17 protein-coding genes are annotated in these 19,954 nt (G+C 70.0%); 5 read left to right on the top strand and 12 right to left on the bottom strand.

All coding sequences use genetic code 11. From position 1 onward, the window contains the following. Positions 1-35 precede the first annotated feature (35 nt). The 6 genes from JOD52_RS11515 to JOD52_RS11490 all read right to left on the bottom strand — a co-directional run bounded on the left by JOD52_RS11515 (position 36) and on the right by JOD52_RS11490 (position 5,564). Positions 36-992, bottom strand: a complete 957-nt coding sequence (locus JOD52_RS11515; protein ID WP_204410088.1) for a TIGR03885 family FMN-dependent LLM class oxidoreductase — start codon at positions 990-992, stop codon at positions 36-38. Positions 993-1,211: 219 nt separating this feature from the next. Next, positions 1,212-2,591: a TerC/Alx family metal homeostasis membrane protein gene (locus tag JOD52_RS11510; RefSeq protein ID WP_204410086.1), complete on the bottom strand. Its 1,380-nt coding sequence runs from the start codon at positions 2,589-2,591 to the stop codon at positions 1,212-1,214. 369 nt (positions 2,592-2,960) lie between these two features. Further along, entirely contained in the window at positions 2,961-3,182 is a 222-nt protein-coding gene (locus JOD52_RS11505) for a hypothetical protein (protein ID WP_239551880.1), read from the bottom strand. A gap of 160 nt (positions 3,183-3,342) precedes the next feature. Continuing rightward, the gene (locus tag JOD52_RS11500; RefSeq protein WP_338124088.1) at positions 3,343-4,614 is read right to left on the bottom strand and encodes a YeiH family protein; all 1,272 of its coding nucleotides are present in this window, start codon (positions 4,612-4,614) and stop codon (positions 3,343-3,345) included. Next, positions 4,611-4,751, bottom strand: a complete 141-nt coding sequence (locus tag JOD52_RS11495; RefSeq protein ID WP_204410084.1) for a hypothetical protein — start codon at positions 4,749-4,751, stop codon at positions 4,611-4,613. Before JOD52_RS11495 ends, JOD52_RS11500 begins: the two co-directional genes overlap by 4 nt. Positions 4,752-4,919: 168 nt before the next feature. Then, complete coding sequence (locus JOD52_RS11490) at positions 4,920-5,564, bottom strand: mismatch-specific DNA-glycosylase (RefSeq protein WP_204410082.1); 645 nt, start codon at positions 5,562-5,564, stop codon at positions 4,920-4,922. Positions 5,565-5,672: 108 nt separating this feature from the next. On the opposite strand from JOD52_RS11490, the gene JOD52_RS11485 reads away from it, so the two are divergent. Next, a complete protein-coding gene (locus JOD52_RS11485; protein ID WP_204410080.1) occupies positions 5,673-6,197 on the top strand; it encodes an O-acetyl-ADP-ribose deacetylase in 525 nt (174 codons plus the stop codon). A 26-nt stretch (positions 6,198-6,223) separates the two neighbouring features. On the opposite strand, the gene JOD52_RS11480 is transcribed toward JOD52_RS11485, so the two are convergent. Further along, positions 6,224-6,718, bottom strand: coding sequence for a nuclear transport factor 2 family protein (locus JOD52_RS11480; protein WP_204410078.1), 495 nt, complete (start codon positions 6,716-6,718; stop codon positions 6,224-6,226). Between the two features lie 141 nt (positions 6,719-6,859). Here JOD52_RS11480 and JOD52_RS11475 point away from each other — a divergent pair, with 141 nt between their 5' ends. Further along, a complete protein-coding gene (locus JOD52_RS11475; protein ID WP_204410077.1) occupies positions 6,860-10,090 on the top strand; it encodes a GH92 family glycosyl hydrolase in 3,231 nt (1,076 codons plus the stop codon). Here JOD52_RS11475 and JOD52_RS11470 read toward each other — a convergent pair. Both JOD52_RS11470 and JOD52_RS11465 read right to left on the bottom strand, forming a co-directional pair. After that, a complete protein-coding gene (locus JOD52_RS11470) occupies positions 10,069-10,929 on the bottom strand; it encodes a YwaF family protein (RefSeq protein ID WP_239551879.1) in 861 nt (286 codons plus the stop codon). The genes JOD52_RS11475 and JOD52_RS11470 overlap by 22 nt on opposite strands. Before the next feature lie 250 nt (positions 10,930-11,179). Beyond that, positions 11,180-12,247, bottom strand: coding sequence for a DUF808 domain-containing protein (locus tag JOD52_RS11465; RefSeq protein WP_204410075.1), 1,068 nt, complete (start codon positions 12,245-12,247; stop codon positions 11,180-11,182). A 142-nt stretch (positions 12,248-12,389) separates the two neighbouring features. Here JOD52_RS11465 and JOD52_RS11460 point away from each other — a divergent pair, with 142 nt between their 5' ends. Next, complete coding sequence (locus JOD52_RS11460) at positions 12,390-13,037, top strand: SDR family oxidoreductase (RefSeq protein WP_204410073.1); 648 nt, start codon at positions 12,390-12,392, stop codon at positions 13,035-13,037. Positions 13,038-13,128: 91 nt separating this feature from the next. Here the strand turns inward: JOD52_RS11460 and JOD52_RS11455 are convergent, their stop codons facing one another. Together JOD52_RS11455 and JOD52_RS11450 are read right to left on the bottom strand one after the other, a co-directional pair. Beyond that, on the bottom strand, positions 13,129-15,606 hold the full coding sequence (locus JOD52_RS11455; RefSeq protein WP_204410071.1) for a phosphoketolase family protein: 2,478 nt from the start codon (positions 15,604-15,606) through the stop codon (positions 13,129-13,131). A 229-nt stretch (positions 15,607-15,835) separates the two neighbouring features. Next, on the bottom strand, positions 15,836-16,765 hold the full coding sequence (locus JOD52_RS11450; RefSeq protein WP_204410070.1) for a PRC and DUF2382 domain-containing protein: 930 nt from the start codon (positions 16,763-16,765) through the stop codon (positions 15,836-15,838). Positions 16,766-17,105: 340 nt separating this feature from the next. Between JOD52_RS11450 and JOD52_RS11445 the strand changes: the two genes are divergently transcribed. After that, positions 17,106-17,780 carry a PepSY domain-containing protein gene (locus tag JOD52_RS11445; protein ID WP_204410068.1) on the top strand — a complete coding sequence of 225 codons (675 nt, stop codon included), beginning with the start codon at positions 17,106-17,108 and terminating at the stop codon, positions 17,778-17,780. A gap of 11 nt (positions 17,781-17,791) precedes the next feature. Here JOD52_RS11445 and JOD52_RS11440 read toward each other — a convergent pair whose 3' ends face one another. Further along, positions 17,792-18,964: an amidohydrolase gene (locus tag JOD52_RS11440; protein WP_204410067.1), complete on the bottom strand. Its 1,173-nt coding sequence runs from the start codon at positions 18,962-18,964 to the stop codon at positions 17,792-17,794. 55 nt (positions 18,965-19,019) lie between these two features. Here JOD52_RS11440 and JOD52_RS11435 point away from each other — a divergent pair, with 55 nt between their 5' ends. Continuing rightward, positions 19,020-19,898, top strand: coding sequence for a polyphosphate kinase 2 family protein (locus tag JOD52_RS11435; protein ID WP_204410065.1), 879 nt, complete (start codon positions 19,020-19,022; stop codon positions 19,896-19,898). The last annotated feature ends 56 nt before the right edge of the window (positions 19,899-19,954 follow it).

Here is a 19,954-nt window from a genome sequence, read left to right as displayed (position 1 = left end):
GGATCGGAGGGGACTCCACCTGAACGGGTGGGGACTCAGCGCAGCTGCGGCAGCACCTTCTCGCCGAAGGCCTCGATGAATCCGCGCTGCTCCTGGCCGATGTGGTGGAGGTACACCGCATCGAAGCCCAGCGAGGCGAGGCCATGGATCTGCTCGGTGAGCCTGCCCAGGTCCGAGGAGATCAGCGCCGCACCGGCCACGCGCTCGGCGGGGACGCCCTCCTCGCTGACGGCGTCGTAGTCCGCCACCCGCAGATCGGTGTTGGCGGGCGAGGTGAACACGTTGGAGCGCCACTGCTCGTAGGCGATGGCCTGTGCCTCGTCCTCCGTGGGCGCCCAGCTCAGGTGGACCTGCAGGATGCGGTGGGGCGCACCCCCGGCGTTCTCCCAGGCATCGAGCATCTCGGTGAGCTTCTCGGGGGGCTGGTTGACGGTGGCCAGGCCGTCGGCCCAGCGTGCCCCGCGCACGGCGGTGTCCACGCTGATGGCCGGGGCGATCAGCTTGGGCTTCGGATCGGGCACCTCCCACACCGTGGCCTGGTCCACCGTCACCAGGCCGTCGTGCGAGACGGTCTCGCCGTCCAGCAGCCGGGAGATGATCTCCACGCATTCCTCGAGGCGCTGCTGACGCACCTCCTTGCGGGGCCATCCCTCGCCGGTGACGTGCTCGTTGGCGTACTGGCCGGTGCCCAGGGCGGTCCAGAACCGGCCCGGGAACATCTGCCCCAGGGTGGCGATGCCCTGGGCCACGATCGCCGGGTGGTACCGCTGTCCGGGGGCGCTGACGGTGCCGAAGCTGAGCTCGGTGGTGGCCAGGGCCGCGCCCAGCCAGGACCAGGCGAGCCCCGAATGGCCCTGCCGCTTCGACCAGGGCTCGAGGTGATCGGAGCACATGGCGGCCTGGAAGCCTGCCTGCTCGGCCAGCTGGACGTCGGCCAGCAGCTGCCGGGGCGAGATCTGCTCGTGGGAGGCGTGGAAGCCGTAGACGGTCATGGTCCGTGTCTAGCAGAATCCGGTGAACGGCATCACGGATCCGGGTGTGACCGGCATTCTCATCGGCATGCGCATCGCCCGGGGATCCTCGCCGCCGTCTCCGCCGTCCATCTGGGTGCCCAGCTGCTCGGAGATGGGCCGACGGCCCCCGCACCGGAGTGCAGGGGCCGTCCTGAGCGAGCGGCACGAGGGCCGACTCGTGCCCGCCGTCATGCCGGATCAGGGGTGGTTGCGCTGCCCGTCGACGTCGGCGGGGGCGTCGGCCTCGTGGCTCCCGCGGGAGCCGGAGTTGGTGTCCGCCCCGAGTGCGGCGTCCTGGGCCGTGCTGTCCGCGTCACCGGCAGCGCGGATGGCGGCCAGCTCGAGGCCCTCCGGGCTGGTGTCGGTGCGCACGCCCTTCTCGCGGTCCGCGGAGCGCTTGTCGGCCACCAGGTGCGCCTCGCGCAGCAGCTCGGTCAGCGGCTTCTGGTCGCGCTCCTCGAGCAGGTCCTGGTACTTCGGCGGGAGGTTGGCGATGGTCTGCTCGTTCTCCAGCATGCGCCGGAAGATGCGCTCGCGCTCCTCCTCGAAGGAGGTGTAGGTCATCTGCAGGTACGAGTCGGCGTCGCGACGGGCACTGGAGACCGCCGCCTTGGCGCGGCCCCTGCGGCTGACCAGCGATGCCACGATGGTGAAGGCCAGGATGCCGATGATCACCGACAGCGACAGCGTCGTGGTCACCTCCACAACCGGCACGGGCTGGCCGTCGTTGATGAAGGGCAGCTCGTTCTCGTGCAGGGCGTGCAGGATCAGCTTCACGCCGATGAAGGCGAGGATCGCCGCCAGGCCGTAGGACAGGTACACGAGGCGATCCAGCAGGCCGTCGATCAGGAAGTAGAGCTGACGCAGGCCCAGCAGCGAGAACACGGTCGCGGTGAACACGATGTAGGTGTTCTGGGTGAGGCCGAAGATGGCGGGGATCGAGTCCAGGGCGAACAGGATGTCGGTGCCGCCGATGGCCACCATCACCAGCAGCATCGGGGTCATCATCCGCTGGCCGTCCACCTGGGTGAACAGCTTGTCCCCGTCGTAATTGTCCGTGGTGGGCAGCAGCTTCTTCGCGATCCGGATGATGAAGTTGTTGGCCTCGTCCTTGTCGTCATCCTCCGGCTTGAGCATGTTGCCGGCGGTCAGCAGCAGGATCAGGCCGAAGAAGTAGAACGCCCAGGAGAAGTTGTCGATGATCGCGGCGCCGCCGGCGATCATGCCCGTGCGGGCGATGATCGCGAAGGTGATGCCGAACAGCAGCACCTTCTGCTGGTCCTCGCGGGGCACCCGGAAGGCGGACATGATCACCAGGAACACGAACAGGTTGTCCACCGAGAGCGCCTTCTCGGTGATGTACCCGGCGAAGTACTCGGTGCCCATCTCGTGGCCGGGGGTGAAGAACCACAGGATCACGCCGAACACCAGGGCGATCCCCACGTAGATGGCGGACCACACCGCGGCCTCGCGCAGCGTGGGGATGTGCGCCTTGCGCACGTGGAAGATGTAGTCGAAGGCCAGCAGGCCGATGATCACCATGACGGTGATGATCCAGATCAGGGGGGAGACGCTCACGAGTTCTGCTTTCCGGGTTCGACGGAGGGACCCGGGTCTCTCCACCCGCGGGCGAGGAGGGGATCCTCACCGGCGGGCCGCTGCACCCGGAAGGCCGACGACGGTCTTCGTGCTGACGTGCACAGCGCTAGGGATACTCCCCCGATGCCCGACGCAGTCTACAGTGAGGCCCCTGACCGTGAAATGAGCTCAGGTGGACTGAAGCGGGTATCACGCGGCACCCCGGCCCGACCGGGCCGGGGTGCCGCGGGCGCGTCCGGGTCAGTCACGGTCCTCGAGCGCCTCCTCGAGCTGCGCCTTGCTCATCGAGGAACGGCCCTCGACGCCCTGGCGCTTGGCGTCCTGGTAGAGCTGGTCCTTGGTGCGCCCCTAGCTGCCGGAGCCGGAGCGCTCGCCCCCGCGCTGGGCAGGGGACTTGTCCTTCGTGGAGGTGGGACTGGACTCCTCCGCCTCGCCCTGCTGGGCACGGGTCTTGTTGACGGTGCGGGCGGCGATCTCCTGCGCGGTGTCCTCGCTCTCGCCGCGCTCCTCGAGCCCGTCCTTGATGTGCTCGTACTGGCGCTCTCGCTTCTTGCTCCAGCCCTCAGGCATGGCTGCCCCTCCCTGCTCGGCGGGCGCACGGGGAGCGGGCCCGGTGTGTCCTCCCAGGCTAGACCGCGTACATCAGGAAGGCTCCGAAGCACACCGGACCCAGGGGGATCGCCCCGAAGGCAGCGCCCGGATCCGATCGTCGGTCAGAGGCTCCGATCGGTCAGAAGGTGAAGCTGCGGAACAGCAGCAGTGCCAGCCCCAGGCCCACCACCAGGTTCACCAGGGTCGCGACTAAGAACACCAGCACCGGCTTCCAGCCCGCGTCCTTGGCGGAGGACACGTTGAACTCCAGCCCGATCGACACGAACGCGAGGGTCAACGCCCACGTCTGCAGCTCCTTGGCCGCGTCCAGGCGAGGCTCGAGCACATCGGCCGCGACGGACTCGGCCAGCACGGTCGCGATGATCGAGGCGGCGATGAATCCCAGCACGAACTTCGGGAAGCGCTGCCACAGCATCGCCAGTGACGCGCGGTCCCCGAAGCGCGGCGGTGCGGCCGGCTGGTCAGCGGTGGGCTCGGTCCCGGCTGAGGCCCCGGCGGGTGCAGCCTTCACCGCGAAGTAGAGGGTCAGCAGCACGGCCACCACGCCCAGCAGGGCGTTCTGGGTGACCTTCACGATCGAGGCGATCTGCAGCGGCTGCTCACCGGCAACGGCTCCGGCGGCCGTCACGGCTGCGGTGGTGTCGATGTTGCCGCCGATCCAGGCGCCGGTGACGGCATCGGGCAGCCCCATCAGGTTCGCCAACCAGGGGAGCAGGAAGATCGACGGCACCGCGAACACGATCACCAGGGTCGCGGTGAACGCGAGCTGCTCCTTCTTCGCCTGCACGGCGCCCGCGGCGGCCACCGCCGCGGAGACCCCGCAGATCGACAGCGAGCTGGCCAGCAGCGCTCGCAGGCGGTCGTCGATGCCCAGCAGCCCGGCGAACCACCAGGTGAACAGGAACACCACGGTGATCAGGGCGATGGCCTGGAGCACGGCCGGTCCTGCGGCACGCACCACGACCGCGAAGTTGATGGTGGCGCCCAGCAGCACCAGCCCGATCTTGATGAAGAACTCGGTGCGGAACGCGGCGGTCATCCGGTCCCGCACCCCGGTCAGGGAGAGCACGGCGTTGCCCAGGAAACCCAGTGCGATCGCGTAGACGGGGTACTCGATCGACTTCGCGACCTTCCCGAAGCCGGTGCCCTCGGTGGCGCCGGGAAGCCACTCGGTCAGCAGCCGCACGATCCCGGCCAGCGCCACCACGATCACCAGGCCGGCGATGGTCCACGGCAGGGAATTGCGCGGGGTCGCCTCAGCGGCGGTGGCGGCTGGGGAGCCGGCACCGGTGGAGGATGCCGGGGGAGGCGCTGCGGTCTCGTCGCGGTGGGCGAGCGAGGAGGCCTCGGTGGCGGTGATGCCCTGATCCTGATGCCGGGAGTCGCTCACGGGATCAGCTCCGGGGAGATCAGCCCGGCCATGCAGGCGGCGAACAGCAGCAGACCCACCAGGGTGGCTGCCCAGTCCTCGTTCAGGGAGAACCGCTTGTGGTCATCAGGTGACTCTGGACGCCGATTGCTGTTCACCAGTGCTCCTCGGTCAGGGGCGGGGCGGCCGACCGGACCCGTGAGGACGGTCGGCCTCCACCGCAGAACGATCCCTCGCACTGTAGGCCATGGAGCGCCCCCGTTCCGCGCCGCACTCGGGCATGCGGTCCGGTGTCCATCCGGGTCTCACCGGATGTTCGCCCGCCGTCATGTGCTGTTCGCGTGCGCGACACCGGCAGCCCGGGCCACCGCACGCCAGTCACGGGCCAGGGACTCGACGGTGGCGTGGGCGTTGAGTCCGCTCGGCTGCGGCACCACCCACAGGTCCGTGCCGGCAGGCCAGCAGGCAGGAAGAGGAGACGCCTGCCTGCCCAGCTGCGCCCGGGGCAGGCCGAACGCACTGCGGTAGGCCGTGATGCCCACCACGGCGACCACCGTCGGCCGCAGGTGCTCCACCCGCTCCACCAGGTGCCGACCGCCCTCCTGCAGCTCGTGCACGTCCAACTGGTCGGCGCGGGCGGTGGCCCGCCCCACGAGGTTGGTGATGCCGATTCCCCGTGATGTCAGCTCCCGCCCATCGGCTTCGTCGAGCCCGCAGGAGGCGTCGATGAGGTTCCCTGTCAGGCCCGCGCGGTGCAGGGAGGCCCAGAAGCGATTGCCGGGCCGGGCGAAGGGAGCATTGACGGCAGCCGTCCACAGGCCGGGGTTGATCCCCACCACCAGCAGACGCAGCGGATCCCCGGGCGGGGGCAGCACGTCGTCCATCGCGTGCGGGTCATCGGTGGCGAACCGCTGCAGGTCCTCGCGCGTGGGTCGTCGGCCCTGGAGCGGGGAGGGGCGTCGGGTGCGCATGCTTCGACCCTAGCCCGGGCCTGCCCAGCCCCGGGCAGCTGCTCCGGGCTGCGCAGGGCCCGCCCACGGAGCCTCGGCCGTGTTCCCGGACCTGGCTACCCTGAGGGAATGGACGTGCGCATCGAACCCGGGGACATCACCGCCGTCGCAGTGGACGCGATCGTGAACGCCGCCAACTCCTCACTGCTGGGCGGTGGGGGCGTTGACGGCGCCATCCATCGGCGGGGAGGCCCCCGCATCCTCGCCGCCTGCCGGGAGCTGCGGGAGAGCACCCTGCCCGATGGCCTGCCGGCGGGTCAGGCCGTCGCCACCACGGCCGGCGACCTGCCGGCGCAGTGGGTGATCCACACAGTGGGGCCCGTCCATTCGAGCAGTGAGGACCGCTCCGCCGTGCTGGCGTCGTGCTACCGCGAGTCGCTGCGCACCGCCGCTGACCTCGGAGCCCGCTCCGTGGCCTTCCCCGCGATCTCCGCCGGTGTGTACGGCTGGCCGATCGACGATGCCGCTCGCATCGCGGTGGACACCATCCGCGAGACCGCCCCCGAGGTCGATCACGTCCTGGACGCGGTGGTGCTGGTGCCGTTCGGCGCCGCAGCGGAGCGGGCCTTCCGGGCCCGGCTCGAGGAGTCCTGACCCCAGGCCGTCGGCCCCGAGCCGACTCAGCCGGTGGTGGGCGCGTCGACGACCTCGACGCCGTCCACGAACCAGCCGCCCTCGAAACGACGCACGTAGAACCGCAGCTGCGCCTCCACGTCCTGGCCGTCGCGCTGGTACGTCTCGGTGACCTCGAAGATCGCGTAGCCCTGACGGTTGATGCGCTCATCGACCGTGTAGTCCAGCGCACCCATCTGCGAGGTCATCGTCTCGAAGGTCGTGCAGTCGGCCAGCTGGGTGGTCTGGCGGTACTCCTCGGTGGTGGACTCCTCGAACAGCTGGCAATCGCCGTTCTCCATCGAGGTGTAGAAGTTCTCGAGGGTGTCCTGGGGATTGCCGCGGTTCAGGATCTGGTACCCCACCAGGCCGGCCACGCCCAGTGCGATCAGCAGAGCGAGCAGGGAGCAGCCCCCCAGGACGACCCAGTGCCAGGTGGGCCGCTTTGCCTTGCCGGGCCGTGAACCAGCAGGACCCGAGGGGAGGGGCTGCGCGAAACTCATGTCGTCTCCTCATGATGCGGAATGCACCGCACCGAGTATTCCGCACCGGAGCCCGTGGTGCACCGTGAGCGGATGGGGAGAAATCCCCATCCGTGCGTTGCGGTCTCCGTCAGGCCGGACGCGCTTGACTAGCCTGGAGCGATGATCGCCACTGATGCCGCCGGCCCCGTCGGATCACCCACCAGCAAGGACGGTGCAGGCTTCGTCGCGCAGTCGGCGCTGCGATGTCGCACCCGGCCCGGGGAGCGCTTGGAGCAGGAACTGCCCCCGATGCCGGGCGCGGGAGATCTCCGGGGCCACACGGTCGGCGCAGGCGATGTGCTGCGCTGCTACCTGTTCCCCGAGCTGGACCCCGATCTCACCTGGGGCGCCACGTACGTGGCCGTGGAACTTCAGTTCGAGGACGGCACCCGTCTGTCCGAGCTGGGGCCCGTGGACCAGTACGGCACCGAGGCCACGGCACGCGGAATGGGGGAGGGGAGGATCCTCTACGCCGATCAGTGGAACGACGTCCAGGTGGGGCTCGAGGCCGCGGCAGGCCGCACCATCACCCGGGTGCTGCTGGTGGCCGATCCGCCGCCGGCACCGCTCACCGAGGGCACGGAGGACGCCGCGGACGAGGAGGATGCGCGCAGCAGCAGTGAGCTCGTCACCTGGATCGACGGCCCCTACCTCGCGCCCGTCCCGCAGGACCCACCCCTCGATGATCCCGTTGCCTGGGTGGACACCCGCCGCGGCACCTACGCCTCCGGGGACTTCTCCCGCGGCAACACCCTGCCGCTGACCGCCTGGCCCAACGGCTTCGCCTTCTTCACCCCGATGACCGATGCCCGCACCCGGCGCTGGGTGTACGAGTACCACCGCGCCAACGACGGGCAGAACCGGCCGCGCCTGCAGGGCATCGGCATCTCCCACCAGCCCAGCCCGTGGATGGGGGACCGCAACCAGTTCGTGGTGATGCCCCTGCAGGGCCAGGGCCCCGATGCTTCCCCGCAGGCCCGCGCCCGCGCCTTCGACCACGCGCGTGAGACAGCACGGCCGGACCTGTACGCCGTCGAGCTCGACGGCGGCATCGGTGTGCGGCTGGCGCCCACTGACCACGGCTCGATCCAGGAGTACACCTTCCCCGCCGATGGCCAGCCCGCCCACCTGCTGCTGGAAGGGGTGGACGAGCATGCCCGGATCGATGCGGCCGGGGCCGTGCTCGACGGCTCTGTGCACGCCTGGGTGGACTCCGGGCTCGCGGAGGGCTACGCCCGCGCCGATGGCGCCACCCGCATGTACATCAGTGCGCAGCTGGACCCGGCCCCGGCGACGGTGAAGCCCGCCGATGGCGCGAACCCCGGCGCCAGCCTGCTCACCTTCGCACCCGGCACCACGCGGGTCACCCTGCGGCTGGTCACCAGCTTCATCGGCCGGGACCAGGCTCGCCGCACCTACGCCCAGGAGGTCGAGGGTCGCAGCCTCGAGCAGGTCAGGGCCGCCGCCCACGCCGCCTGGAAGGAGCGGCTGGACGTGATCAGGGTCGACCACGCCACCCCGGCCCAGCGCCGCACCCTGGCCGGCAACCTCTACCGGCTGAACCTCTACCCCAACTCGCACTGGGAGAACGCCGGCACCATCGAGCGACCCGTCCCCGTGCACGCCAGCCCCGTGCTGCCGGTGAAGGGGAACGCCACCGACACCCGCACCAACGCGCAGGTGCTGCCCGGCAGGATCCACGTCAACAACGGCTTCTGGGACACCTACCGCACCGCCTGGCCCGCCTATGCGCTGCTGTACCCGGAGCTGTGCGCGGAGCTCGCCGACGGCTTCGTCCAGCAGTTCCGCGAGGGTGGCTGGATCGCCCGCTGGTCCTCACCCGGGTACGCCGACTGCATGACCGGCACCAGCTCCGACATCGCCTTCGCCGACGCCGCCGTCAAGGGTGTGCCCCTGCCGGACCCGCTGGGCACCTATGAGGCCGGACTGCGCAACGCGACCGTCGCCCCGCCCTTCGCCGAGGTGGGCCGCAAGGGCAATGAACGTGCGGTGTTCACCGGGTACGTGGACACCGACACCCCCGAATCGGTCTCCTGGGCCCTGGAGGCGCACATCAACGACGCGGGGCTCGCCGCCCAGGCCGAGCTGCTGGCGGCCGACGAGGACCTGCCCGATCAGCGCCGCCGTACGCTCCGCGAGGAGGCCGCCTACCTGCGCGCTCGCAGCGCGAACTACGTGCTGCTGTTCGATCCGCGCATCGGGTTCTTCCAGGGGCGTGGGCCCGGCGGCTCCTTCTCCCAGGGGCCCGACGACTTCGATCCGTGCGTGTGGGGAGGGGACTTCACCGAGACCGACGGCTGGAACTTCGCCTTCCACGCCCCGCACGACGGCGAGGGGCTGGCCTCCCTCCACGGTGGTCGCGAGGGCCTGTGGGAGAAGCTCGAGGAGTTCTTCGCGACCCCGGAGCGAGCCGACCTCAAGGGCACCTACGGCCACGTCATCCACGAGATGGACGAGGCGCGGGCCGTGCGGATGGGCCAGTTCGGGATGTCCAACCAGCCCTCCCACCACATCCCGTTCCTGTTCCACCACGCCGGAGCCCCGCACCGCGCGATGCAGATCGTGAGGGAGGTGCAGCGCCGGCTGTTCGTGGGCGAGCAGATCGGTCAGGGCTATCCCGGGGACGAGGACAACGGCGAGATGAGCGCCTGGTGGCTGCTGACCGCGCTCGGCCTGTACCCCCTGCAGCTCGCCAGCGGTCGGTACCACGTGGTGGCCCCACTGTTCGACCGGGCCGAGGTGCGCCCCCTCGGTGGCGCCGCGTTCACGGTGGTGGCCGAGGGTCAGGCACCCGCGCATCCGTACGTCACCTCCCTGACCGTGCGCGGCCGTGAGCACAGCGTCGCCGCGATCGAGCACGCGCAGCTGCACGGAGAGCTGAGGTTCACGCTCGCGGCCGATCCCGGCGACTGGGGCGAGGTGCCCCCCTCGCCCACCTCCGAGGGCGGGCACCCCGAGGCCCTGGTGGACCTGCTGGAGACCGATCCCGAGGACCCGCTGCTGGACGACGACTCGCGCACGGAGCGGCACTGGGACACCGCCAGCTGCGTGATCGACCTTCCGCCGCTGCCGGGCCCCGGCCGGGCGCGCTTCCTCACGCTCACCTCGGGTGCCGAGGAGGGTGGGGACCCGATCGCCTGGCGGCTCGAGGGATCCGACGACGGCTCCAGCTGGACGCTGCTGGACGAGCGCTCCGATCAGCACTTCCGCTGGCGGCGGCAGACCCGTCCCTTCGAGATCGCCTCGCCGCAGGAGTGCACCCACCACCGCATCGTGGTGATCGCCGCCGAGGGCCCGCTGCGGCTGGCTCAGGTCGAACTGCTGCTCTGAGCCGCCGGGGCCTTCGCGTCGACCGCCCCGCCGGGCCCCGTCCTGTCAGGTGCCTGCTGCGAGGCCGGCGTGGGCAAGCCCCCTGCCGAAGCCCGAGCTGCGCGACTCATCAGACCGCCGGTGCCCGTGGCGGGGGTGTTCTGCCTGCGGTCCAGCAGCACGAACGGCAGGTTCGGCAGTGCCCAGCCGATCGCGATCACCGCTGCCTCGACCAGCAGGTACTGCGGCCAGGGGCCCATCAGATCCAGGATGCTGGGACCGGCCGGTGCCCGGTTCAGGTACGCGTAGTTCGTCCCCATCGTCATGTTCACCGTGAAGGCGAGGGCGGCCCATCCCAGCGTGGCAGCGTAGGAGAAGCCGTACCCCCGCCAGGTGGGCCGGTACCCCAGGCCCCAGATCAGCACCACGGGGACCACGACGCCGCTGCCGTGGGAGATCCAGTACTGGAAGAACTCCAGCGGCACCCAGACGAAGTAGTTCACATCCGGGGTGAGCACGGACTGCATGTTCAGGGTGAGGCCCCAGTAGCAGGCCACCACGATCATCCAGGGGCGGCGCAGGATCATCGCGGCCGGCAGCAGGAACCGCAGGGCATCGGAGAAGTGCAGCGGCAGGGATTCGTCGATGTTCCACGCCCACGGCATGAACCCCCACAGCGTCCACAGCGCGGCATTGACCAGCAGCACCCAGCCGGCCACCCGCAGGGCGCGGTCGACCTGTGCGGGGTCTGTGCGCCGGGTCCACAGCACCAGGGCGACCGAGCACAGGACGATGAGGATCAGCACGGTGATGTGCTCGACGCCGTACGGCGTCATACGACCCAGGGGAGGAGGAGTCATGGGGCGAGTATGCCTCTGCCGGGCCACGTGGCAAGGGCATCATCCTGCGGGCGCTCCCGGGGACGATGCGGGCCCCCGATTCCCGGACCGAATGGTCATGGTGAACATGCTGGCCCGGGCGATGCTCGTTCCGGCCCGGACCGCCCCGCAGCGGACCGCGAGCACTGACGACCCCGGGGCCACGCGGCGCGGACGGCCCCGCCGAGCCGGTGCTCGACGGGGCCGTCGTCCGTCCGGGGGAGGGCGATGCTCAGATGCGGGGGTCGGCTGCGGTCTCGGTGTCGCGCTGATCGCCCACGGCGGGGTGCTTCTGCTTCCCTGCGTCCACCCGGCGGGAACCGCCCTCCTGAGCCCCGGTGCCGTGGCCCGCGTCGGCAGCGATCTTCTCGTCGGCCTCGTCATCCCCGCGGCGGCCGAAGGGCAGCACGTGCATCAGCGCCACGATGATCGCGCCGATGCCCAGGCCGATCAGGAACGAGAAGAAGGTGTTGATCAGCCATCCCAGCACGCCGCCGCCCACGGCCACCTCGAGGCCGTGGATCCACTCGTAGGGCTGGGCCAGCCCCAGATCATGGGTGCTGACGAGGATGATGTGGCCACCCACCCACAGCATCGCGATCATGCCCACGTAGCTGATCACCTTCATCACGGCGGGCATGGCCTTGACCAGACCGAGGCCGAAGCGCTTCTTGGGCTCCGAGCCGTCCTCGTCCTTGGTCATGGCCAGGCCCACGTCGTCCATCTTCACCAGGATCGCCACCGTGCCGTACACCAGCGCCGTGATGCCGAGGGCCACCACCACCAGCACCGCGGCGCGGATCCACAGCGAGTCCTGCTCGATGGAGTTCATGGCGATCACCATGATCTCCGCAGAGAGGATCAGGTCCGTGCGCACCGCGCCCTTGACCACAGAGTCCTCGGCGTCCCCGCCCTTGGCGGACGCGGGCTTGCTCTCCTCGTGGCCGCGTACCAGCTCCCATACTTTCTCGGCGCCCTCGAAGCTCAGATAGAGGCCACCGCAGATCAGCAGCACAGGCAGCAGCCACGGGGCGAACACGCTCAGCAGCATCAGGATCGGCAGGATGATGACGATCTTGTTGAACAGGGAGCCCTTGGTGATCCGCCAGATGATGGGCAGCTCCCGCTTGGGCTTGATGCCCTGCACGTACTGCGGGGTGACGGCGGTGTCGTCGATCACCACACCGGCGGCCTTCGCACCCGCGCGGGCAGAGGCGGCGGCCACGTCATCGGCGCTCGCGGCAGCGAGGCGGGCCAGAGCGGCGACGTCATCGAGCAGGGCGGCAAGACCACCGGCCATGGGAGCGGTTCCTTCCTGGGGCGAGGGCCGGCGGATGGCACGGCCTGGCTCAGAATACGCTGACGAGCTGGAGGCGCGACGGCAGCCCGACCACCCGGTACCGCCCCTCGACGGTCACAGGCAGGGATGGCAGGGTGGGAACATGAAGATCACACTCATCGGAGGACACGGCAAGGTCGCCCTTCTCGCCCAGCCGCTGCTGGTGCAGGCGGGCCACGAGGTGCGGTCCGTGGTGCGCAATCCGGACCACATCGCCGCCATCGAGCTCACCGGCGCCCGACCCGTGGTGACGGACATCGAGCGGCTCGATGCGGAGGGCTGGGGGGAGCTGCTGAGCGGCACGGAGGCCGTGGTGTGGACGGCCGGAGCCGGGGGAGGCGACCCGAAGCGGACCTGGGCCGTGGACCGCGATGCCGCGATCGCCGCCATGGACGCCGCCCAGCGTGTCGGAGCGCGTCGCTTCGTGATCGTCAGCTACTTCGGCGCCGGCCCTGGCCACGGGGTGCCGGAGGGCGACGACTTCTACGCTTACGCCCAGGCCAAGACGGAGGCCGATGAGCACCTGCAGAACAGCGGGCTGTCCTGGACCATCCTGCGCCCTTCCGCCCTCACCCTGGAGGAGCCCAGCGGGCGCATCGACGTCACGGCCACCGAGGGCGCAGAGGTGTCCCGCGCCAACGTGGCCCGGGTGATCACAGCGACCCTCGAGCACGAGAGCACCATCGGCCGGGTGATCGAGTTCAACGACGGCGACCAGCCGATCGACGAGGCTCTGGGGAGCCTGGGCTGATACCGCGCCCGCAGGAGCCACCACCAGGTACTCCGCTCCCAGATGGAGGGGCCCGATCCGCGGTGCGGATCGGGCCCCTCCTATGAGCGGGTCACTCGTTGTCGCCGCCGGTCTCAGCGGCCACCCCCGGGGCTGCGGTCGTAGCGTCGCCGCCGTCGCCCCACTGCCAGTCGGCCACCTCGGGGACGTCGGCACCGTGGGTGTAGGCGTAGGCGCGGGCACGCACGCGGGCGTCCTCCATCTCCTGGCGCAGCAGGGCCTGGGCGGTGCCCAGCCCCTCCACCCTGTCGATCACGTCCATCACCAGGTGATAGCGGTCGGTGTCGTTGCGCATCAGCATGTCGAACGGGGTGGTGGTGGTGCCCTCCTCCTTGTAGCCGCGCACGTGGATGCGGCCATGGCGGTCGTGGCGGTAGGCCAGGCGATGGATCAGCCACGGGTAGCCGTGGTAGGCGAACACCACCGGGATGTCCTCCCCGAAGATCCCGTCGAAGGCCCGCTGGGACAGCCCGTGGGGATGCTCCGTGTCGTCCTGAAGGCGCATCAGGTCCACCACGTTGACCACTCGCACCTTAAGGTCCGGCAGCTTCTCCCGCAGGATCTTGGCGGCAGCCATGGTCTCGATGGTGGGGATGTCCCCGGCGCAGGCGAGCACCACATCGGGCTCCTGGCCGGCCACCTCGGTGCCCGCCCATTCCCAGATGCCCAGACCGCGGGTGCAGTGGGTGATCGCGTCCTCCCGGCTCAGCCACACAGGGTTGGGCTGTTTGCCGGCCACCACCACGTTGACGTACTGCTTAGAGCGCAGGCAGTGGTCCATCGTCGACAGCAGCGTGTTGGCGTCCGGCGGCAGGTACACCCGGACCACCTCGGCCTTCTTGTTGACGATGTGATCGATGAAGCCCGGGTCCTGGTGGGAGAAGCCGTTGTGGTCCTGCCGCCACACGTGCGAGCTCAGCAGGTAGGTGAGCGAGGAGATCGGGGCGCGCCACTCGATCTCGTTGGTGATCTTCAGCCACTTGGCGTGCTGGTTCACCATCGAGTCGACGATGTGGATGAACGCCTCGTAGGAGGAGAACAGTCCGTGTCGGCCGGTGAGCAGGTACCCCTCCAGCCAGCCCTGGCACTGGTGCTCCGAGAGCATCTCCATCACCCGGCCCGTGGGGGCCAGGTGCTCGGTGTGATCGTGGTCCTCGAACTGCGCGTTCCACTGCTTGTCGGTCACCTCGTAGACGGCCTGCAGCCGGTTCGAGGCGGTCTCGTCCGGGCCGAAGATCCGGAAGGTCTCCATGTTCTGGGCGGTCACGTCCCGCAGCCAGGTGCCCAGTACCCGGGTGGGCTCGGCGATCGTCGCGCCCGGGGCCTGCACATCCACCGTGTAGTCGCGGAAATCGGGCAGCCGGAGGTCCTTGCGCAGCACACCGCCGTTGGTGGCAGGGTTCGCCGACATCCGCAGCTCGCCCTCCGGGGCGGTCGCGGCGATCTCGGCACGCAGGGCGCCGTCCTCGTCGAACAGCTCCTCGGGCTCATAGGAGCGCAGCCAGCGGTCCAGATCCGCCAGGTGCTCATCGGTGTCCCGTGCGCTGGCCAGGGGGACCTGGTGGGAGCGCCAGGAGCCCTCGGTCTTCTGCCCGTCGATCTCCTTGGGCCCGGTCCACCCCTTCGGGCTGCGGAACACGATCATCGGCCAGGCAGGTCGCTCGGTGGTCCTGCCGGCCTTCGCGTCCTTGGCCGCCTGCTTCTTGATCGTGGCGATCTGGTCGAGGGCCTCGTCCAGCACCTCGGCGAAACGGCGGTGCGTCTGGACCGGGTCCTCGTCATCGAAACCCCCGGTGAAGAACAGCGGCGTGTGACCGTAGCCCCGCATCAGGTCGGCGAGCTCGTCGTCCCCGATGCGGGCCAGCACCGTGGGGTTGGCGATCTTGTAGCCGTTCAGGTGCAGGATCGGCAGCACCACCCCGTCGGTGTGGGGGTTGATGAACTTGTTGGAGTGCCACGAGGTCGCCAGTGGGCCGGTCTCGGCCTCGCCGTCACCGACCACGGTGAAGGCGATCTCGTCGGGCCGGTCCATCATGGCCCCGTAGGCGTGGGAGAGGGCGTACCCCAGTTCGCCGCCCTCATGGATCGAGCCCGGCGTCTCCGGGGCCACGTGGGAGGGGATCCCGCCGGGGAAGGAGAACTGGGTGAACAGGCGACGCAGCCCGTCCACGTCCTGGCCGACTGCCGGGTACACCTCGGAGTAGGTGCCCTCCAGGTAGCTCGCCGCCACCAGCCCGGGACCGCCATGGCCGGGGCCGGTGATGTACATGGCCTTCAGGCCGCGCTGACGGATCGCACGGTTGGCATGGGCGTACAGGAACGTGAGGCCGGGCGTGGTGCCCCAGTGCCCCAGCAGCCGCGGCTTCACATGCTCGCGCTGCAGAGGATCGCGCAGCAGCGGGTTGGCCATCAGGTAGATCTGGCCGACCGAGAGGTAGTTGGCTGCACGCCACCAGGCGTGGATCGACTCGAGCTCACTGTCGCTGGGAGCCTTCGGCGCCGCATCGGGCCAGGACGGAACGGTGGACATGGTGCCTCCTCGGTGCTCGACGGTGCGAGCTGGACGATGCCGTGCCTCCACACTAGGACAATCCGCGCGCCGCAGTAAGGGACCATCACTGCGCCGGGGTGATCCGGGCCGATCCGGTCCGGGCATGCGGAAGGGCGCACCACCTCGGAGGTGGTGCGCCCTTCGTCGATCAGGACTCAGGGGTCAGGGCGCGTGACGCGCTGCCTGTCCTGGTTCCCTCGGATGCTGCTCAGACGCGGTCGTCGCGGCGGACGCCCTCACGGTTCACACCGTCACGGTTGAAGCCGTCGCGGTCGTAGCCGTCCTTGTCGAAGCCGGTCTGCACGTCGACCTCCTCGTGACCCACCTGCTCGGTGACGGTCTCGGTGTCGGTGACGGTGCGCTTGCCGACCTTCACGTTCTCGGTGGCGACGGTCTCCTTCTCGACCACGGGGCGCTCCTCGTGGAGGGTCACGGTGGTCTCGTCCTCGCCGAGGGTGCCGCCACGGTCCTCACCGGTGGCGGGGGTGCGCTCGACGACCAGCTCCTCGCGCTGCACGGGAACCTCGACCTGCTCGGTTTCGGTGACCACGTACTTGCGCAGGCGTGCCTTGCCGGTCTCCCGCTGCTCGGTGCCGACGTTCAGGCGCTCCTCGTGGAGGGTGACGCCGTCGCCGTCCACACCGTCACGACGGTCGCGGTCCACGCCGTCACGACGGTCGTGATCGCGGTCCACACCGGCGCCTGCGCCGGCAGCGCCAACGCCCGCGGCGGTGCCACGGTGGGTGTCGTCGAGGTCGGCGTGGTCGTTGCCCACGGTGCGATCGGTGCGGTCGCCGGCATCGAGGGTGCCGGTGCCGCGCGAGGGATCCTGGACGCCGTAGTAGCGGTACAGCTCGGCCTCCTGCTCCTGCGAGATCTCGCCGTCCTCGTCGATGTTCGGGGCGTCCTTGATGAAGGACTTCTCGTAGGGGACGCGGATGTCACCATCGGTGATCTGCGCGTCGGACAGGGGGATGAAGGTCTCCTTGGTGCCGAACAGACCGGTGTTGACCGTGACCCACGACGGGTCCTGGCCCTCATTGGTCACGTACACCTGGCCGACGGAGCCGACCTTGTCACCGGTGGAGTCGATGACGTTCGCGCGCTGCAGGTCTCGGATGTTGCCCTGAAAAGTCATGTGCATTCCTCTCGTACAGCTTCGGACCCGAGAGCGGCCGGGCATGTGCCCGGCCACGGATCCTCTGACGTCTCGACCGTAGCCCACGTCACTCCGTATCTCCCAGGAACTGGTGCGAACGGTCGGTCGGCCGGGGCGACGATGCAGGTCACAGGGCTGGCAGGGCGAACAGGGCGACCTGCTGGACCGCCGATCCATGAGGACTGCGTGAGAGTGTTCTCAGGAACCGACGCACTCAGGGAATCGTCCCTAGGCTGGTCAGGTCGATATTCATGGCCCCGTCGTTCAGTGCCCCGTGGCTGCACGCTCGGCAGGACCCAACAGCCGTGGAGGTACCACCATGACCGTGACCACTCGTCGACTCGTCCGCTCCGCCGCCGGCACGGCGTTCGTCCTCGCTCTTGCTGTCGGCTGCGGCGCCGGGGACGACCAGGCCGAGACCCCCGCCGAGCAGCCTCAGCAGACCCAGCAGACCGACGACACCGGTGCCTCCGATGGTGGCGGTGCCGCCGAGGAATCCCCGGCCGCCTCCGACGGCGGTGGCGCCGCCGCGGCTGATTCCGATCTCCCGGCCGACGCCGACCTCGCCACCACCGAGCTGCCGATCCCTGCGGAGGACGCCGTGCAGCGCGCCCTCGACGCCGCCGGCGGCGGTGACGTGCACACGGTGACCATCGACCACGACCGCCGCAACGGCTGGGAGTGGGAGATCGAGATCCGCAACGGCACCGAGGAGCACGACATCGAGCTCAGCGCCATCACCGGCGAGGTCATCGAGCACGAGCGCGACCAGGACGACGACGGCGAGCCCGCCGTGGACGTCACCTCCCCGATGCCCTACGCGGAGGCCATCGAGCTGGCCCTCGGCGCTCAGGACGGCCGGGTCTCCGGCTGGTCCCTGGACTCCGATGACGGCCGCGTGCACTACGGGGTCGACATCATGCCGGCCGGCTCGAACGACGACGTGGACGTCGTGGTCGACGTGGAGACCAAGGACGTGCGCATCGACGACTGACGTCGAGCGGCTCAGCGCTCGGCGATGACCGGCTGGCCGTCCTCATCGCGGTGCATGACCTCGCGGCCTGCCTGCCACACCCGCAGGGTGCGGTGGCGCAGGTCCAGCGGGTCTCCGTCCCACAGCACCAGGTCCGCGTCCTTGCCCACGTCGATCGAGCCGAGCCGGTCGCCCAGGCCCAGCACCTCGGCGGGGTTCAGGGTGATCGCGCGGAGCGCGTCGGCGGGGTCCATGCCGTCCTTCACGGCGAGCGCGGCCTGGTGCACCAGGAAGTCGATCGGCACCACCGGGTGGTCGGTGATGATAGAGACCTTCACCCCCGCGCGGGCCAGGATGCCGGGGGCGCGGGTGGTGCGGTGGCGCACCTCCACCTTGGAGCGGGACACGATCAGCGGCCCGTACAGCACCGGTACCCCGGCTGCGGCGATGCGGTCGGCGATCAAGTAGGACTCGGTGCCGTGGTCCAGCACGAGCTCATAGCCGAACTCCTCGGCGATGCGCAGGGCGGTGGCGATGTCGTCGGCCCGGTGGGCGTGCTGGCGCCAGGGGATCTCGCGTTCCAGCACCCGGGAAAGGGCCTCCGAGACCAGGTCGCTCTCGCGCTCTGCAGGGTCCTTGGCCGCCCAGTCCCGGGCCTTCGCGAAGGCCTTCCGGATCGTCAGCGCCACACCCAGGCGGGTCGAGGGTGTGGCCGAGCGCTCGCCGTACACCCGCTTGGGGTTCTCACCGAGGGCCGCCTTCAGCCCGGAGGGCTCGCGCAGCACCATGTCGTCCACCACGCGGCCGTAGGTGCGGATCGCCACCGCGAGGCCGCCGATGGGGTTGCCCGATCCGGGGTTCACGTTCACCGCCGTCACGCCTCCGGCGATGGCGTCGTCGAAGCCCACCTCCACCGGGTTGATGGCATCGATCGCTCGCACGGCAGCCATCACCGGGTCGGTCATCTCGTTGGTGTCGTTGCCGGCCCAGCCCTCGCCCTCCTCGTGCACGCCGAGGTGCACGTGCGCGTCGATGAAACCGGGCAGCAGCCAGGCACCCCCGGCATCGATCACCTCGGCGCCGTCAGGCACCTCGACATCGGGGCCGGAAGCGGTGATGGTGCCGTCCTGGACCACGACGGTGCCGTCAAAGGCGGGGCCGGTGACGGGCTGGACATGGGCGTGGGTGATCGCGAAGGTGGTCATGTCCCGACCCTTCCCGCACCAGCGCCGCACGTCAAACCGGACTAGCCTGGGCTGCATGACTGAGAACCGTGATGACGCGCCCCTGCACGCCGATGCCCCGCGCGGGGTGAGGATCCCCGTCGGCTGGACCGGCTCGGTGACCGAGATCGACCCCCGGTCCACCCCGGGCTTCGACGGGGACAAGAAGGCCGGGAAGCAGCGCCTGCGGGAACTGGACGACCAGCTCGACGACCTCCAGGAGCGGCTGTTCGCCGACGGCCGCGCCGGGGCGGCCGATCGCAGCGTGCTGCTGGTGCTGCAGGGCATGGACACCTCCGGCAAGGGCGGCATCATCCGCCACGTGGTGGGTGCGATGGATCCCCAGGGCGTGGACATCACCGCCTTCAAGGCACCCACCGATGAGGAGAAGAAGCACGACTTCCTGTGGCGCATCCGCCCGCACGTCCCGCGCCCGGGTCAGATCGGGGTCTTCGACCGCTCCCACTACGAGGACGTGCTGATCCACCGGGTGCACGGCTGGGCCGATGAGGACGAGATCCAGCGCCGCTACGGGGCGATCGAGGCGTTCGAGCGGGAGCTGGTGGCCCGCGGCACCGTGGTGGTGAAGGTGATGCTGCACATCTCCTACGCCGAGCAGGGCGAGCGGTTGATGGAGCGCCTGGAGCGGCCCGACAAGCACTGGAAGTTCAACCCCGGTGACGTGGACGAGCGCGCCTACTGGCCCGCCTACATGGAGGCCTACGACAGGGCCCTGGCCGCCACCTCCACCGAGCAGGCGCCCTGGCACGTGATCCCAGCCGACCGCAAGTGGTACGCCCGCATCGCCGTCCAGCAGCTGCTGCTGGACGCCCTGCGGACGATCGACCCCCAGTGGCCGGCAGCGGACTTCGACGTCGAGGAGCAGATCGCCCGTCTGCGCGCCACCATGGAGTGACCGGGCGGGAGTGATTGGGCGGGAGTGACCGGCAGCTGGACGGGCCGTGAGCTCCA

The sequence above is a fragment of the Brachybacterium muris genome, assembly GCF_016907455.1.
Taxonomy (GTDB): Bacteria; Actinomycetota; Actinomycetes; order Actinomycetales; family Dermabacteraceae; genus Brachybacterium; species Brachybacterium muris.
This window is presented reverse-complemented; position numbering and strand designations above follow the sequence as displayed.

Bases quoted from the DNA above. Each gene is read 5' to 3' on its own strand.
- JOD52_RS11515 (WP_204410088.1), bottom strand. From the start codon at position 992: ATGACCGTCTACGGCTTCCACGCCTCCCACGAGCAGATCTCGCCCCGG.
- JOD52_RS11505 (WP_239551880.1), bottom strand. From the start codon at position 3,182: ATGCCTGAGGGCTGGAGCAAGAAGCGAGAGCGCCAGTACGAGCACATC.
- JOD52_RS11490 (WP_204410082.1), bottom strand. From the start codon at position 5,564: ATGCGCACCCGACGCCCCTCCCCGCTCCAGGGCCGACGACCCACGCGC.
- JOD52_RS11485 (WP_204410080.1), top strand. From the start codon at position 5,673: ATGGACGTGCGCATCGAACCCGGGGACATCACCGCCGTCGCAGTGGAC.
- JOD52_RS11480 (WP_204410078.1), bottom strand. From the start codon at position 6,718: ATGAGTTTCGCGCAGCCCCTCCCCTCGGGTCCTGCTGGTTCACGGCCC.
- JOD52_RS11475 (WP_204410077.1), top strand. From the start codon at position 6,860: ATGATCGCCACTGATGCCGCCGGCCCCGTCGGATCACCCACCAGCAAG.
- JOD52_RS11470 (WP_239551879.1), bottom strand. From the start codon at position 10,929: ATGACTCCTCCTCCCCTGGGTCGTATGACGCCGTACGGCGTCGAGCAC.
- JOD52_RS11465 (WP_204410075.1), bottom strand. From the start codon at position 12,247: ATGGCCGGTGGTCTTGCCGCCCTGCTCGATGACGTCGCCGCTCTGGCC.
- JOD52_RS11460 (WP_204410073.1), top strand. From the start codon at position 12,390: ATGAAGATCACACTCATCGGAGGACACGGCAAGGTCGCCCTTCTCGCC.
- JOD52_RS11455 (WP_204410071.1), bottom strand. From the start codon at position 15,606: ATGTCCACCGTTCCGTCCTGGCCCGATGCGGCGCCGAAGGCTCCCAGC.
- JOD52_RS11450 (WP_204410070.1), bottom strand. From the start codon at position 16,765: ATGACTTTTCAGGGCAACATCCGAGACCTGCAGCGCGCGAACGTCATC.
- JOD52_RS11445 (WP_204410068.1), top strand. From the start codon at position 17,106: ATGACCGTGACCACTCGTCGACTCGTCCGCTCCGCCGCCGGCACGGCG.
- JOD52_RS11440 (WP_204410067.1), bottom strand. From the start codon at position 18,964: ATGACCACCTTCGCGATCACCCACGCCCATGTCCAGCCCGTCACCGGC.
- JOD52_RS11435 (WP_204410065.1), top strand. From the start codon at position 19,020: ATGACTGAGAACCGTGATGACGCGCCCCTGCACGCCGATGCCCCGCGC.